The organism is Jiangella endophytica, assembly GCF_003427025.1.
Lineage (GTDB): Bacteria > Actinomycetota > Actinomycetes > Jiangellales > Jiangellaceae > Jiangella > Jiangella endophytica.
The window spans coordinates 63600-77411 of the sequence record NZ_QVAI01000018.1; the positions used below are offsets into that span (position 1 = coordinate 63600).

General features: G+C 74.3%; 14 protein-coding genes and 1 pseudogene. 6 read left to right on the plus strand and 9 right to left on the minus strand.

What is annotated here, in order from left to right; translation table 11 throughout:
- Window positions 1–16 precede the first annotated feature (16 nt).
- Together DZA62_RS28075 and DZA62_RS28080 are read left to right on the plus strand one after the other, a co-directional pair.
- Window positions 17–736: an ABC transporter ATP-binding protein gene (locus tag DZA62_RS28075; protein WP_116952356.1), complete on the plus strand. Its 720-nt coding sequence runs from the start codon at window positions 17–19 to the stop codon at window positions 734–736.
- Complete coding sequence (locus DZA62_RS28080) at window positions 733–1935, plus strand: ABC transporter permease (protein WP_116952264.1); 1203 nt, start codon at window positions 733–735, stop codon at window positions 1933–1935. The genes DZA62_RS28075 and DZA62_RS28080 overlap by 4 nt, the downstream gene beginning before the upstream one ends.
- A 7-nt stretch (window positions 1936–1942) precedes the next feature.
- On the opposite strand, the gene DZA62_RS28085 is transcribed toward DZA62_RS28080, so the two are convergent.
- The 5 genes from DZA62_RS28085 to DZA62_RS28105 all read right to left on the minus strand — a co-directional run bounded on the left by DZA62_RS28085 (window position 1943) and on the right by DZA62_RS28105 (window position 5918).
- Window positions 1943–2176, minus strand: coding sequence for a hypothetical protein (locus DZA62_RS28085; protein WP_198664283.1), 234 nt, complete (start codon window positions 2174–2176; stop codon window positions 1943–1945).
- Between the two features lie 26 nt (window positions 2177–2202).
- Window positions 2203–2844, minus strand: coding sequence for a class F sortase (locus DZA62_RS28090; protein WP_157987954.1), 642 nt, complete (start codon window positions 2842–2844; stop codon window positions 2203–2205).
- Window positions 2834–3514, minus strand: a complete 681-nt coding sequence (locus DZA62_RS36560) for a hypothetical protein (RefSeq protein WP_198664284.1) — start codon at window positions 3512–3514, stop codon at window positions 2834–2836. Before DZA62_RS36560 ends, DZA62_RS28090 begins: the two co-directional genes overlap by 11 nt.
- A 93-nt stretch (window positions 3515–3607) precedes the next feature.
- Window positions 3608–4228, minus strand: a complete 621-nt coding sequence (locus tag DZA62_RS28100; RefSeq protein ID WP_116952266.1) for a GmrSD restriction endonuclease domain-containing protein — start codon at window positions 4226–4228, stop codon at window positions 3608–3610.
- 133 nt (window positions 4229–4361) lie between these two features.
- Entirely contained in the window at window positions 4362–5918 is a 1557-nt protein-coding gene (locus DZA62_RS28105) for a 3-hydroxybutyryl-CoA dehydrogenase (protein ID WP_116952267.1), read from the minus strand.
- A gap of 107 nt (window positions 5919–6025) precedes the next feature.
- Between DZA62_RS28105 and DZA62_RS28110 the strand changes: the two genes are divergently transcribed.
- From DZA62_RS28110 to DZA62_RS28125, 4 genes and pseudogenes are all read left to right on the plus strand, one after another.
- Window positions 6026–6862 (plus strand): ABC transporter ATP-binding protein, encoded by an 837-nt coding sequence (locus tag DZA62_RS28110; RefSeq protein ID WP_116952268.1) that lies wholly within the window; start codon window positions 6026–6028, stop codon window positions 6860–6862.
- A gap of 45 nt (window positions 6863–6907) precedes the next feature.
- Window positions 6908–7936, plus strand: a complete 1029-nt coding sequence (locus DZA62_RS28115; protein WP_116952269.1) for an ABC transporter substrate-binding protein — start codon at window positions 6908–6910, stop codon at window positions 7934–7936.
- Window positions 7932–10058: pseudogene (locus DZA62_RS28120) on the plus strand (iron ABC transporter permease); the annotation flags it as partial. The gene DZA62_RS28115 and the pseudogene DZA62_RS28120, both read left to right, overlap by 5 nt.
- A complete protein-coding gene (locus DZA62_RS28125) occupies window positions 10021–10461 on the plus strand; it encodes a nitroreductase family deazaflavin-dependent oxidoreductase (protein WP_116952271.1) in 441 nt (146 codons plus the stop codon). The pseudogene DZA62_RS28120 and the gene DZA62_RS28125, both read left to right, overlap by 38 nt.
- Before the next feature lie 115 nt (window positions 10462–10576).
- Here DZA62_RS28125 and DZA62_RS28130 read toward each other — a convergent pair whose 3' ends face one another.
- The 4 genes from DZA62_RS28130 to DZA62_RS28145 form a co-directional block, all read right to left on the minus strand.
- A complete protein-coding gene (locus DZA62_RS28130; protein ID WP_116952272.1) occupies window positions 10577–11866 on the minus strand; it encodes a WD40 repeat domain-containing protein in 1290 nt (429 codons plus the stop codon).
- Window positions 11863–12384 carry a SigE family RNA polymerase sigma factor gene (locus DZA62_RS28135; RefSeq protein WP_116952273.1) on the minus strand — a complete coding sequence of 174 codons (522 nt, stop codon included), beginning with the start codon at window positions 12382–12384 and terminating at the stop codon, window positions 11863–11865. Before DZA62_RS28135 ends, DZA62_RS28130 begins: the two co-directional genes overlap by 4 nt.
- Before the next feature lie 124 nt (window positions 12385–12508).
- Window positions 12509–13096 carry a PepSY domain-containing protein gene (locus DZA62_RS28140; RefSeq protein WP_116952274.1) on the minus strand — a complete coding sequence of 196 codons (588 nt, stop codon included), beginning with the start codon at window positions 13094–13096 and terminating at the stop codon, window positions 12509–12511.
- A gap of 106 nt (window positions 13097–13202) precedes the next feature.
- Window positions 13203–13688 (minus strand): MarR family winged helix-turn-helix transcriptional regulator, encoded by a 486-nt coding sequence (locus DZA62_RS28145; RefSeq protein WP_116952275.1) that lies wholly within the window; start codon window positions 13686–13688, stop codon window positions 13203–13205.
- Between the last annotated feature and the right edge of the window lie 124 nt (window positions 13689–13812).

The window sequence follows — 13812 nt, forward strand, 5'->3', positions numbered from 1 at the left end:
CGCCGACACGCTGACCATGACCTCGTCCCCCGGCGCCGACGCCGGCGACGCATCCGCCGTCGTCGAGCTCGAGAACGTCACCCGGGTCTATCCCGGCCGGCCGCCGGTCCGGGCGCTGCGCGGGGTGAGCCTGCGCATCCGCCGTGGCGAGCTGATCGGCATCGTCGGGCCCTCCGGGTCGGGCAAGTCGACGCTGCTGAACATCCTCGGCACCCTGGATCGCGCCGACACCGGGACGGTGCGGATCGACGGGCACGACGTGGGCGCGATGAACGACCGCCGGCTCTCCGCCTTGCGGGCACACCGCATCGGCTTCGTCTTCCAGCAGTTCTTCCTGACCCCTGGGGTGAGCGCGCTGGACAACGTCGCCGACGGCCTGCTCTACACCGGCACTCCCCTGGCCGGGCGCCGCCGGCGGGCACGGGCGACGCTGGAACGCGTCGGGCTGGGCGACCGCACGCATCACCGTCCGCACGAGCTCTCCGGCGGTCAGCGCCAGCGGGTCGCCGTCGCGCGGGCGCTCGCCGGGGCGCCGTCGCTGCTGCTGGCCGACGAACCGACCGGCGCGCTCGACTCCGCCTCCGGCGCCGGTGTGCTGGCACTGCTGCACGGGCTGCACGCTGGCGGCACCACCGTCGTGGTCATCACCCACGACCACGAGGTGGCCGGTTCGCTGCCGCGGCGGGTCGACATCCGCGACGGGTCGATCGAGTCCGACCGGGCGGGGCGGCCGTGAGCGGCCCGGAACCCGCGCCGTCGCGGCTGCGGCCCCGCGACGTCGTCAGGGTGGGTGTGACGGGCTTGCGCGCCCGCCCGGCGCGGGCGGTGTTGTCGGCGCTGGGCATCGCGGTGGGGATCGCCGCGATGGTCGCCGTCGTCGGCATCTCCGCGAGCAGCCGTGCCCAGGTCGACGAGCAGCTCGACGCGCTCGGCACCAACCTGCTGACCGTCGCGGCCGGGCAGACGATCGGGGGCGAGGACGCCGCGCTGCCCGCCGGCAGCGTGGACATGGTGGCCCGGCTGGGCCCGGTCACCGCGGTCAGCGCGGTGGGCGAGGTCGACGCGTCGGTGTACCGCAACGACGAGATCGACGCGACGCAGACCAACGGCCTGGCCGTCCTGGCCGCAGGGACGGACCTGCTCGACACCGTCAGCGGCGTGGTGGACAACGGCCGCTGGCTGGACGACGCGCTGGGCGCCTACCCGGCCGTCGTGCTCGGCGCCAACGCCGCGGAGCGGATGGGTATCGACGAGGTCGACGGCAGCGTCGCGGTCTGGCTCGGTGGCGAGTGGTTCACCGTGGCCGGGATCCTCGACCCGGTGCCGCTGGCGCCTGAGCTGGACTCGTCGGTGCTGATCGGCTGGCCGGTCGCGGAGGCGCTACTCGGGTTCGACGGCGCGCCGACGACCATCTACGAGCGGTCCGCCGAGTCGCAGGTCGACGCCGTCCGGGCCGTGCTGCCGGCGACGGTGAACCCGGAGAACCCGGAGGAGGTGACCGTGAGCCGGCCGTCGGACGCGCTGGCGGCCCGGGCCGCGACCGACGAGACGCTGACGACGCTGCTGCTGGCGCTCGGCGGGGTCGCACTGCTGGTCGGCGGCATCGGCGTCGCGAACACGATGGTCATCGCGGTGCTGGAGCGGCGGTCGGAGATCGGGCTGCGGCGCGCGCTCGGCGCGACCCGCGCGCACGTGCGCAGGCAGTTCCTCGGCGAGTCGGTGCTGCTGGCCGCGCTGGGCGGCGTCGGGGGTGCGGTACTGGGCGGGGCTGTGACGGCGGCCTTCGCGGCGTCGCGCGGCTGGCCGCCGGCGCTGCCGTCGTGGGTGCTCGCCGGTGCGGCCGGAGCGACGATCGTGGTCGGGGCGCTGGCCGGGGCCTACCCCGCCGCCCGGGCGGCTCGGATGCCCCCGACCGCCGCGCTGTCGGCGGTGTGAGGCCGCGTCAGCGGCGGCGTCTGGTGCGGGACCGCCAGCAGCCGGTGTGCCAGTGCCGCCGCTCGTCGATGCCCTCGCCGGTGAACGAGAGACTGACCGTCGGCCACGCCACGATGTGCGGGGTGGCCGGCCGGATCAGCTGGTCGCACCCCGGGCAGCGATACGCCTTCGTCGACGCGCTGCCGGTGATGCGGCGGACCACCCACTCGCCGTCCGGGCCGGACTCGATGCTCTCGTGCACACCCCATGATCTCAGGACCGGCCGGGTCAGGTGGGAGCGGCCGTGACGACGATGTTGGAGCGGAACGCCGTCCCGTCCCAGCCGGCGCACGTCACCAGCACCAGGCGGCCCGGCACGTCCTGCGCGAACAGCTCGCCGGCGCGGGCGGCGAGGTCCTCCGGCGACATCGTCTCGACCGAGACGACGCGGTACCACTGCTGGACGTCGCGGCCGCTGACCTGGACGTTGTCGCGCGGGTTGAGGCGCGCGACGCTGTTGAAGGCGGCCTCGCCGCCCTCGACGGCGTGGCCGGTGAGGATCGCCGAGCCGACCTCGGCGCCCGGCGCGGCGCCGTCCCGCCACCACCCGGCCAGCAGCGGGTCCTTCGGCGGCAGCAGCACGCGGTCGTCGGTGCCGGCGATCTCGATCACCGGCGCCTGGATGCCCTGCAGCGGCAGCCGCAGCGTGTAGCGGCCCTCCGCCCGTCCGACCGGCGGGCCGGGAACGGCGGACTGCTCGGACGGGTCGTACGGAGCGGCCGACTCGGGCGTCGACGCGGCGGCCGGCTGCTCCCCGCCGTCGAGCCGGCTGAGCCCCCACCACGCGGCCAGCGCCAGCAGCACCGGGGCGAGCAGCCACGGCAGGGCCCGCGGCCGCGTGCGGCGATGCCGGGGCGGGTCAGCCGGCACGACGCCTCCTGCCGGCCGCCCACCCGGCCGCCGCGACGCCGCCGGCCAGGCCGAGCAGCGCATACGGCAACGGCCCGCCATGGCCGTCGCCCGGCGGGCCGGCAGCCGGACCACCGGCCGGAATCGCCGTCGGCACCGGGACCGCCGGAGCCGACGGGGTCGGCGTAGGTGTGGGCGTCGGCGTCTCGGTGGGCGTCGGGGCCGGGGTGGGCGTGGGAGTCCGGGTCGGGGTCGGCGTGGGCGTCGCGGACGGCGTGGGCGTCGGCGTCGCGGACGGCGTGGGGATCCGGGTCGGCGTCGGCGTCGGCGCGATCCAGTCGTCCGGTGGGTCCGGTTCGCCCAGCGCCCGGCTGCCGCAGACGAACCAGTCCTCGATCTCCCGCGGCCGGCCGTTGGGCCGCGGCGGCGCGGTCAGCCCGGTGAACGGCGACTCGGTGTAGACGGCGTACTCGTCGCGGCCGCGCACGCCGACCGCGCTGATGCGGTACCGCTGGTCGCGCACCGTCACGCTCAGTTGCGTCCGGCCGTGCGAGAGCGACTCGCGGACCGCGTCGCTGCCGGTGAGGTCCGATCCGCCCAGGTCGTCGCAGCCCGCTCGGGCCTCCGCCGCGTCGGCGGCCACCGGCAGGACGGCCAGCAGCAGGGCCGCCGCGGCCGTGGCCGGCAGCACCCGAAGTCCTCGCACGACGCCCCCCGACGTAGCGATGCACGGCCGATCACGAGAACACGGCCCCCAGCTTTATAGCGTGCCCGGCCTGAATTGTCAGCAGGTGCCCAGCATCTCCTGCAATGCGGACTTCTCCGCGCTGGTGATGGTGAGATCCCAGTCGTACTTCACGTCGGTCCAGTGCCGCGCGTAGTAGCACCACCAGCCGCGGTTCGCCGGCTTCCACTCCGACGGGTCGCTGTCGCTCTTGGAGCTGTTGCTGGACGCGGTGACGGCGATCAGCTGGCCGCGGGAGAGGTCGTTGGCGAAGTCCTCGCGCCGGTCCTCGGTCCACGAGCTGGCCCCGGAGCGCCACGCGTTGGCCAGCGGCACCATGTGGTCGACGGAGACATCGCTCGGCTCCTCGATCCAGACCTGGTCGTAGACGCTGTACCAGCTGCCCGCGGTCGGGTAGCAGTCGGCGCCGGTCGTGACGCCGGACCCGTCGCGGACCAGCACCATCTCGCGGGTGTTGCAGGTGCCCTCGGCGGGGCTCCAGTGCGGGAACCGGTCGCGCGAGTAGCCGCTGCTGGATCCGGGCGGGGCGACGGTGAGCTGGGCGAGCTGGCCGGCCGACTCCGACGGCGACGGCGGGTCCGGCGGGTACGCGCTGGCCGGTCCGGCCAGCAGGAAGATGACGGCGAGGGTCGCGAGGAGAGTGAGGACGGCACGGCGCATGACGGTGACCTCCCAGGTGGCCGGTGGTCACCAAGACTGTCAAGAATGTCCGGAGTACGCCAGAGTGTGCCGTCTCCCCTTCACCGACACTTCACCTCCCCGTCAGGCCCATCGATGGCCGCGCACCGTCCGCTCAGAGATCGGCGAAGCGCAGACCGGCCGTCGCCAGCTGGGTGAGCAGCGGCGACGGCGCCAGCCCCGGCTCGCGGACCTCGGCCTGCAGCCGCTCCAGCGTCGCCAGCGCCGCCACCGGGCCGAGCGCGTCCAGCTGCTCGAACGGCCCCGCGGGCAACCGGCAGCCCAGCCGCATGGCGGTGTCGACGTCGGCCGCCGACGCGTACCCGGTCTCCAGCATCGCCACGGCGTCGTTGAGGTACGGCAGCAGCAGCGCGTCGACGACGAAGCCGGCGCGGTCGGCGCAGACGACGGGGGTGAGCCCGGCGGACGCCGCGACGGTGGCGACGGTGGTCACGGCGGCCGGCGACGAGACGACGGTGCGGACGACCTCCGCGACGGTGCCGCCGACGCCGGCCAGGTGCAGCCCGACGACGTCCTCGGGCCGGCCGCTGGCGGCGGCGCCGGCGACGACCGGCCCGGCGCCGGTGGCCGCGAGGACGGCGCCGATCGGCGTGGCCGCGGCCGCCCGGGCGAACGTCTCCGGGTCGCCCGGCGCGACGACGAGATCGGCGCCGTCGGCCGCGCGGACGACGTCGTGCCCGGCCTTCGCCAGCGCGTCGGCCAGCGGTCCGGGCGACGGATCGAGGAACGCGACGCGGCGGGTCCGGCCGTCCTCGGGCGCGACCACCGCGGAGTTCGTGCCGATGCCGTCATCCCCCGAGTAGTCGTAGAAGCCGCGACCGGACTTGCGGCCGAGGAAGCCCAGCGTCACCAGCTCGCCCAGCACGGGCGCCGGCGCGTGCAGCCGGTTACGACCCTGCCGGTACATCGTCCCCAGGATCTCGTACGCCGTGTCCAGCCCGATCAGGTCGAGCAGCGCCAGCGGCCCCATCGGGTAGCCCAGCCCTGCCGTGATCGCCGCGTCGATGTCCTCGCGGCTCGCATGGCCGCTCTCGTACATCGCGGCGGCCCGGTTGAGGTAGCCGAACAGCAGCGCGTTGGTGATGAAGCCCGCGCGGTCGCCGCACACGACCGGAGTCCTGCCCAGCCGCCGCGCAAGGCCGGTGACGGCCTCGGTGACCGCCGGCGCGGTGACGACCGTGCGGACCACCTCGATCAGCTCCTGCACCGGTGCCGGATTGAAGAAGTGCATGCCGACGACCCGCTCGGGCCGCGACACCGCCACGCTGATCTCCGTCACGGACAGGGAGGAGGTGTTGGTGGCGAGGATCGTTCCGGCGCCGACGATGCCGTCGAGCCGGCCGAACAGGTCGCGCTTGAGCTCCAGCCGCTCCGGCACCGCCTCGACGACGAGGCCGGCGTCGCCGAGAGCGGCGAGGTCGGTCGTGAACTCGATGCGCCCGATCAGCGCGGCCTGGTCGTCGGCGCTCAGCTTGCCGCGGCGGACCGCCCGCCCCGTCGACGTGTCGACGTGACCGCGACCGGCCGCGAGGGCCGCGTCGTCCCGCTCCACCCCGACGACGTCGAGGCCGGCCCGCGCGAACACCTCCGCGATGCCCGCTCCCATGGTCCCCAGCCCGACGACGCCCACCTTGCCGATCTGCGCACTCATGCCGCGCAGTCTAGGCAAGGGGCCGGACTCGGCGGCGTGGCCGGAGGTGACGTATCCGCCACATTCATGGCTTGCGAATTAGCTTAGGCGTACCTTACGTTGGCGCCGTGACCGTTTCGCCTGCCCTGCCCCTCGATGGGCTCGCCGCGCGTGGTGTCGACCTCGCGTACGGGCGTGAGGTGGTCGTCCGGGCCGCGTCGATCGAGCTGCGCTCCGGCACGGTCACGGCGCTCATCGGGCCCAACGGCAGCGGCAAGTCGACGCTGCTGCGGGCGCTGGCCCGGCTGCACCTGCCGACCGCGGGTCAGGTGCACTTCCACGACGGCACCGACGTGCTCAGCCTCGACCCGCGCGAGCTGGCCCGCCGTGTCACGCTGCTGGCGCAGAGCCGCAGCACGCCCGGTGGGCTCTCCGTCCGCGAGCTGGTCGAGTACGGCCGGCACCCGCACCGCGCCCGCTGGAGCGGCCGCGACCCCGGCGCGGAGCAGGCCATCGCCCGCGCGATGACGCTCACCGGCATCGAGGCACTGGCCGAGCGGCCGGTGCAGGCGCTGTCGGGCGGCCAGGCGCAGCGGGTCTGGCTGGCCAGCTGCCTCGCCCAGGACACCGGGCTGCTGCTGCTCGACGAGCCGACGACCTTCCTCGACCTGCGCTATCAGATCGAGATCCTCGACGTCGTGCGCGAGCTGGCCGACGACCACGGCATCGGCGTCGGTCTGGTGCTGCACGACCTCGACCAGGCGGCCGCCGTCGCCGACCGCGTCCTGCTGCTCGAGGACGGCACGGTCACGGCCGACGGCACGCCCGCCGAGGTGCTGACCCCGGAGAACCTGAGCCGCGCGTACGGCATCCGCGTCGACGTCGACCTCGATCCGGTCGACGGCCGCATCTCGACCCGCGCCGTCGGCCGGCACAACGACGTCCGGCCGCGCGCCACGGCCTGAGGCCCCGTTCCACCCACCTTCGAATCCACGATCACGAGGTACACCATGAGAAGAGCGCGCGCCCTCGCGGGCCTGTCCGTCGCGTTCGTCCTGCTCGCCACCGCCTGCGGCACCACCGAGGACGCGTCCGACGACCCCACGGACGCCGGGTCGACCAGCGACTCGACGTCCAGCGACGACTCCGGCGACGCCGGCGACGCCGGCGGGCCGATCACCGTCACCGACGCCCGCGGCGTGGAGGTCACGCTGGACCAGCCCGCGGTGCGCGTGGCCGGCACCGAGTGGAACTCGATCGAGAACCTCGTCTCGCTCGGCGTCATGCCGGTCGGCGTGTCCGACATCCAGGGCTACAACACCTGGGTGAGCGGCGCGCCGCTCGACGACACCGTCACCGACATCGGCACCCGCGGCGAGCCGAGCATGGACACCCTCGCCACCCTCGACGTCGACCTCGTGGTGGTCACCGACGCCCTGATCGAGGGCGCGATCGAGCAGATCGAGGCGACCACGCCGGTCGTCGTCATCCCCGGTGGCGACTCGCAGGACAACATCAACCAGATGTTCGCCAACCTCGACCTCATCGCCGAGCTCACCGGCACCGAGGACCGTGCCCAGGGTCTTCGCGACCAGTTCGACGAGAAGATCGAGGACGGCAAGGCCGCCGTCGAGGAGGCCGGCGCCACGGGCGACCAGGTCGCGTTCGCCGACGGCTGGGCCGACGCGGGCACCGTCAGCATCCGGCCGTACGCCGAGGGCTCGCTGGTCTCCGACGTGTTCGCCGAGATCGGCCTGGAGAACCCGTGGGGGCTGGAGGGCGATCCCGCCTACGGGCTGGCCCAGGCCGACGTCGAGGGTCTGACGGCGCTCCCGGCCGACACCCGCTTCTGGTACATGGCCAACGCCACCGACGGCGGCGACCCGTTCGCCGACGTGCTGGCCGGCAACGCCATCTGGGACTCGCTGCCGTTCGTCCAGTCCGGCAACGTCGCGCGCTTCCCCGACTCGCTGTGGATGTTCGGCGGCCCGACGTCGATGATGCAGTTCGTCGACGCCGCCGTCGACGCGCTCGGCTGAGGCGGTCCGCCTCGTGAAGTCCGGCCGCCTCGGCCTGGTGGCCGTCGGGCTCGCGGTCCTCGTCGCGGGCCTGGCGGTCGTCCACCTCACGCAGGGCACCGCGCAGGTCGGCGCCGGTGAGGTGCTGCGCTGGGCGACCGGACAGGGCAGCGACGAGGCCGGCGCGATCGTGCTGGCCTCGCGACTGCCGCGGCTGCTGGCAGCGGTCGTCGTCGGCGTCGCGCTCGGTGCGGCCGGCGCGGTCATGCAGTCGGTGTCGCGCAACGTCATGGCCTCGCCGGACACGCTGGCGGTCAACGCCGGCGCGCACCTGGCGCTGGTCGCGGCGGCGACGGCCGGCTTCACGCTGCCGCTGCTGGGCGCGGCCGGGCTCGCGTTCGCCGGCGGTCTCGGCGCGGCGGCGCTGGTGCTGGCGTTGTCCGGGCTCGGCGGCACCGGTGCGGTCCGGCTGGTGCTGGCCGGCACCGCCATCGCGCTGGCGTTCCAGTCGCTGACCAGCGGACTGATCATCCTGTTCTCCGAGGAGACCCGCGGCCTGTTCGCGTGGGGCGAGGGGTCCCTCGGCCAGAACGGGCTCGGCGGCATCCGCACCATCGCCCCGGTGGTCGCCGTCGTCCTGGCCGGGCTGCTGCTGCTCGGGCGCAAGCTCGACCTCGTCTTCATCGGCGACGACCACGCCCGCATGCTCGGCGTCAACGTGCGCCGGGTGCGCGCGGGCTCGATCGTGCTCGCCGTCCTGCTCGGCGCCTGCGCCGTCACGTTGGCCGGCCCGATCGGTTTCGTCGGCCTGGCCGCGCCCGCGATCGTGCGGCTGGCCACGCCCGTGGTGCCGGGGCTGCACCGGCACTCCGTGTTGCTGCCGGTGTCGGCCGCGACAGGCGTGCTCATGCTGCTGGCGGCCGACGTCGGGCTGCGGGCGGCGATCGGCTCGCAGGGCGCGCTCGAAGTGCCCACCGGCGTCGTCACCACGATCCTCGGCGCGATCTTCCTCATCGCGCTGGCCCGGCGGATCCGCGCGTCGGACACCGTCGGCGAGCCGCCGGCCGCCGGGGTGCGCGGCGGTGTGACCACGCGCCGCTTCGGCGTCGTGCTGGCGACGACGGCGGTCGTGACGGTCGCGGTCACCGTCGGCGCGACGCTGCTCGGCGACTCCGTCCTGCTGCTCGGCGACGTCGTCAACTGGCTGTCCGGGCAGGCCGGGCCGATCGTCAGCACCGTCATGGACACCCGGTTCCCCCGCGTCGTCGCCGGACTGCTGGCCGGCGCCGCGCTGGCGCTGGCCGGCGCGATCATCCAGGCGGTCGCCCGCAATCCGCTGGCCGAGCCCGGCATCATCGGCGTGGCCGGCGGCGCGGGGGTCGGGGCCGTCACCATGATCACGCTGGTGCCGATGGCGAGCTTCTGGGCGCTGACCGGCGCGGCCGGCCTCGGCGCCGCGCTGGCCGCGACACTGGTGTTCGCGCTGGCCGCGCGGGGCGGCTTCGCCAGCGACCGGCTGGTGCTGATCGGCGTCGCGGTGTCGGCGGGCGCGCAGTCGCTGATCGTCGTGCTCATCACGCTCACCGACCCGTGGAACGAGACCAAGGCGCTCACCTGGCTCGCCGGGTCGACGTACGGCCGCTCGTTCGAGCACCTGGTGCCGATGGGGCTGGCGGTCGCGGCGGCGATCCCGCTGCTCTACGGCATGCGGCACACCATGGACCTGCTCTCCGTCGACGACCACACGCCGCGGATCCTCGGCGTGCACGTGCCGAAGGCCCGGCTGGCGCTGCTGGCCGGCGCCGTCGCGCTGACCGGTGCCGCCGTGGCCGGGGTCGGCGTCATCGGGTTCGTCGGGCTGGTCGCGCCGCACGCCGCCCGGGCCCTCGTCGGGCGGCGGCACGGGCGGATGTTGCCGGTGGCCGCGCTGCTCGGCGCGAGCCTGGTCTGCCTGGCCGACGCCCTGGGCCGGACGGTGATCGCACCCGCCCAGCTGCCCGCCGGGCTGGTCACCGCGATCGTCGGCGCGCCGTACTTCGTCTGGCTGCTGTACCGCACCCGGACCAGGGGGAATACCGCGCCGCGGCGGCCGGGTTGGCGTGGACATGCCGCTCAACGGAGAGTACGCACCGAGCACAGCTGACTGGGCCCGCAAACAGGCGGACCGGTACGAGGAGTCCGGCGGCACCGCCGCGACCACGCTGCGCGGCAAGCCGGTCATCGTCCTGACCTCCGTCGGCGCCAGGACCGGCAAGCTGCGCAAGACCGCCCTCATGCGGGTCGAACACGACGGTGAATACGCCGTCGTGGCCTCGCTCGGGGGCGCGCCCAAGCACCCCGTCTGGTACCACAACCTCAAGGCCAACCCGCACGTCGAGCTGCAGGACGGTGAGCAGAAGCACGACTACCTCGCCCGCGAGGTCACCGGCGACGAGCGCGGCCTCTGGTGGGAGCGCGCCGTCGCCGTCTGGCCCGACTACGCGACCTACCAGACCAAGACCACGCGGGTGATCCCGGTCTTCGTCCTCACCCGCCTCACCGACTGACGCGTTTCCCGGCGAGGTCCCGTCCCAGCAGCAGGTCGAGACGTCGATCGGCCCCGGCGGGACGCGGGTGCCCGCGGGTCGTCGACCGCACGACCGGCGTCCGTGCCCGGTACACCTAGAGGCCCGAGCCGAGGTCGTAGGGCCGCCCGTCGCTGGTGTCGCGGATCGGATCGGCCAGCTCGCAGCCGCCGTCGACGAAGCAGCGGACCAGTGCGGTGCGGTCGTCCTCGGCGGCCTGGACCAGCAGTGCGCCGTCGGGCTCCCAGGTGACGACGGCCGGCTGCAGCCCGCGGATGGTCCGCACGGGCGCACCGGTCGCGGCGTCGGCGACGACGATCTCGTAGGCGTAGTCGTACGACGTCAACGCGCCCGGCGTGCGCGGCAGCTCGGCCGGCGGCGGACCGATCTCCAGGACCTCGGCCACGTACCGGCCGTCGGGTGAGAACCCGCCCGTGCCGATGGTGGCGTTCTGCGGCGCGCGCCAGCGGACCTCACCGGTGACGCCGTCGACCACGGCGGGTGACCGGTCGGCCGCCTCGTTCGGCGGCACCACCGCGGCCAGTTCCCCCGTCGGGGAGACGGCCGTGGTGAAGCCGAACTCGGTCCACGGCGTGACGGTGTCGGCCTCGAGGTCCCAGACGTACACCCCGGACGGTGCGTTGGTGGCGCTGTCGACGACGACGCGCCCCGGGCCGAGGAACCCGCGGACGCTGCCGACGGGACCGTCGGCGCCGGTCTGCTCGCGCCGGTGGCGCACCTCGCCCGTCGCGGCGTCGGCCACGTAGAGCAGGGTGCGGCCGGGACCGTCGTCGAGCGAGCCGGCGCTCCAGTCGTGCTCGGCCCACCCGAGCAGGGCGCCGTCGGCGGACACTGCCATGGAGTAGACGGCGCCCCTCGCCAGCCGCGTCCGCTCGCCGCCGGACGACACCAGCCACAGCTCGTTGCCGTCCTGACCCTCGGCGTCCGCGGTCAGGACGACGTACCCGCCGGCGACGGCGGACAGCGAGCGGATCGCGGCGAACTCGACGTCGAACGGCACCTCGGCGGCGCCGTGGTGGATGACGCCGCCGGAATACCACGGCACCGCCGCGGCGGCGCCCGCCGGCAACGCGTCGAGATCGGCGTCGATGACGGGGTCGGGCGCCGGCGTCTGTGCCGGCGCCGGTGGCGCGGCCGCTGGGTCGACGCTGCCGAGGTCGACGCGGCCGGCCGGGAGCGGATCGGTGAGGACGAACGTCGTCCCGGCCGCGACGGCGACAGCGGTGCCGCCGGCGGCGGCCAGCCGCAGCACCGTCCGGCGCCGGCTCGCCTGTCGCAGGACGGCGTCGGCCAGGCCGGCCCTCGGCGGCACCCCGCGGGCGAACTCGTCCAGCGCGTCGCGCAGTCGCTGCTCGTCGAGCGTCATGCTGATGCCTCCTCAGGAGTCGGAACGGGGTCGGCGGCCAGTTCCGGAGCGAGCGTCCGGAGCCGCGCCAGGGCCCGGGAGGTCTGGCTGCGGACCGTGCCGACCGAACAGCGCAGGATCTCCGCGATCTCCCGTTCGGGCAGGTCCTCGTAGAAGCGGAGCACCAGCACGGCACGCTGGCCCGGCGACAGCCGCAGCAGCACCTGCGTCAGGTCCAGCCGGTGCAGGACGGCGTCGGCGGCGTCGGTGACGGGACGGTCCGGCGGTTCGGCGACGGCGTCCTCGCGGACGATCCGGCGGCGCCGCCAGCGGCTGGCGAGGTCGTGGTACATGATGCGGCGGACGTAGGCCTCGGGGTTGTCGACCCGGTGCCAGCGGCGCACCAGCTTGACCAGCGCGGCCTGGACGAGGTCCTCGGCCTGATGCGGGTCGCCGGTCAGGGCGTACGCGGTGCGGCGCAGGGCCAGCGAGCGGGCCTCGACGAACTCCCGGAACTCGCCCTCGGCTTGCGCATCCATCTCGCCCCTCCCGTCGGGTGCTTCCGCACCTACAGACGCACGAGCGTGGCCCCACTATGTCAGCCGGCGGGGCACATGCGGCAGCGCCGGCGAGCGGGAGGCTCGCCGGCGCCGGGTGACGACGTCAGTCGCGGTCGCCGCCCTTGTCGTCGTGACGGTCGTCGTCGTAGCGGTCGTCGTCGTAGCGGTCGTCGCGGTCGTCGTCGTGACGGTCGTCGTCGTACCGGTCGTCATCGTCGTCGCGGTCGTCGTCGACGTCGACGCGGGTGATCTCGCCGGAGGCCGCGTCCACCCGGACGTCGTGCTCGACGCCGTCGAGGTGGATCTCGACCTTCCACTCCAGCCGGCCGTGCTCCCACTCGCGCTCGAGCTCGGTGACCGAGCCGCCGCCGACGTGGGCCAGAGCGATCCGCTCGGCCTCGCCGCTGCCCAGCTCCCCACCGCTGGACGGCGCCGCCGGCGACGGGCTGTCGTCCGGGGTGGCCGACGGCGAGTCGTCCGGCGTCGGCACGGTCGACGGCGAGTCGTCCGGGGTCGGCGAGGCGCTGTTCGAGTCGTCGGGCGTGACGTCGCTGAGCGACGGGTTGTCGTCGGTGACCGACGAGCGCGGGCTGCTGTCGACGTCGGACGACGTGACGGCGTACGCGACGCCGCCGGTGACGAGCAGAGCGGCCGCGGCAGCGGCGGCGGAGACCAGTCGGTTCCGGTTCATGGTGGCGTTCCCTTCTAGTGCGGTGCGTTGCCACCACGTTCCCGCCGGCCGCCCTAGCGCCGCGCTGGGCGGCGGTTAACGCCCGGCTAAGGCACTGTCACGGCCGTCAGCCGAGGCCGTCCGGGACGATGCGGAGTTTCTCCGCGACGCGGACGAGGGCCTTCTGGTCGGTGGAGTTGAGCGAGTCGAGGACGATGCGGCGTACGGAGCGCAGGTGGGTGGGCGCTGCCCGGTGCACGATGTCGAAGCCGGCGTCGGTGAGTTCGGCGAGGGTGTAGCGGCCGTCGGCCGGGTCGGGTGTCCGTACGATCCAGCCGCGCTGTTCACAGCGCTTGACGACGTTGGACAGGCGGGAGAGCGACCCGCTGGCGAGGAAGGCGAGCTCGCCCATCCGCAGCTTGCGCTGCGGTGCCTCGGAGAGCTGGCTGAGCACGAGGTACTCGAACAGCGTGATGCCGTGTTCCTGCCGCAGCGGCGACTCCAGCTTGGCGGGCAGCAGCAGGACGAGGGAGATCAGCCCCGTCCACGCCGCCTTCTCCTGCTCGTCGAGCCATCGCAGCTGCTCGTCCTCGTGGTCGCCCGTGCCGCTCATGGATCGTCCCGCCCCTCCGGCGTCACCGCCGTCACTTTGCGCTTGAAGTCATCGCTTGCTACTATCACTTTACGCGTGAACTCATACCAAGGGAAACGCACCCCCAACGCACAGGAAGCGGGAA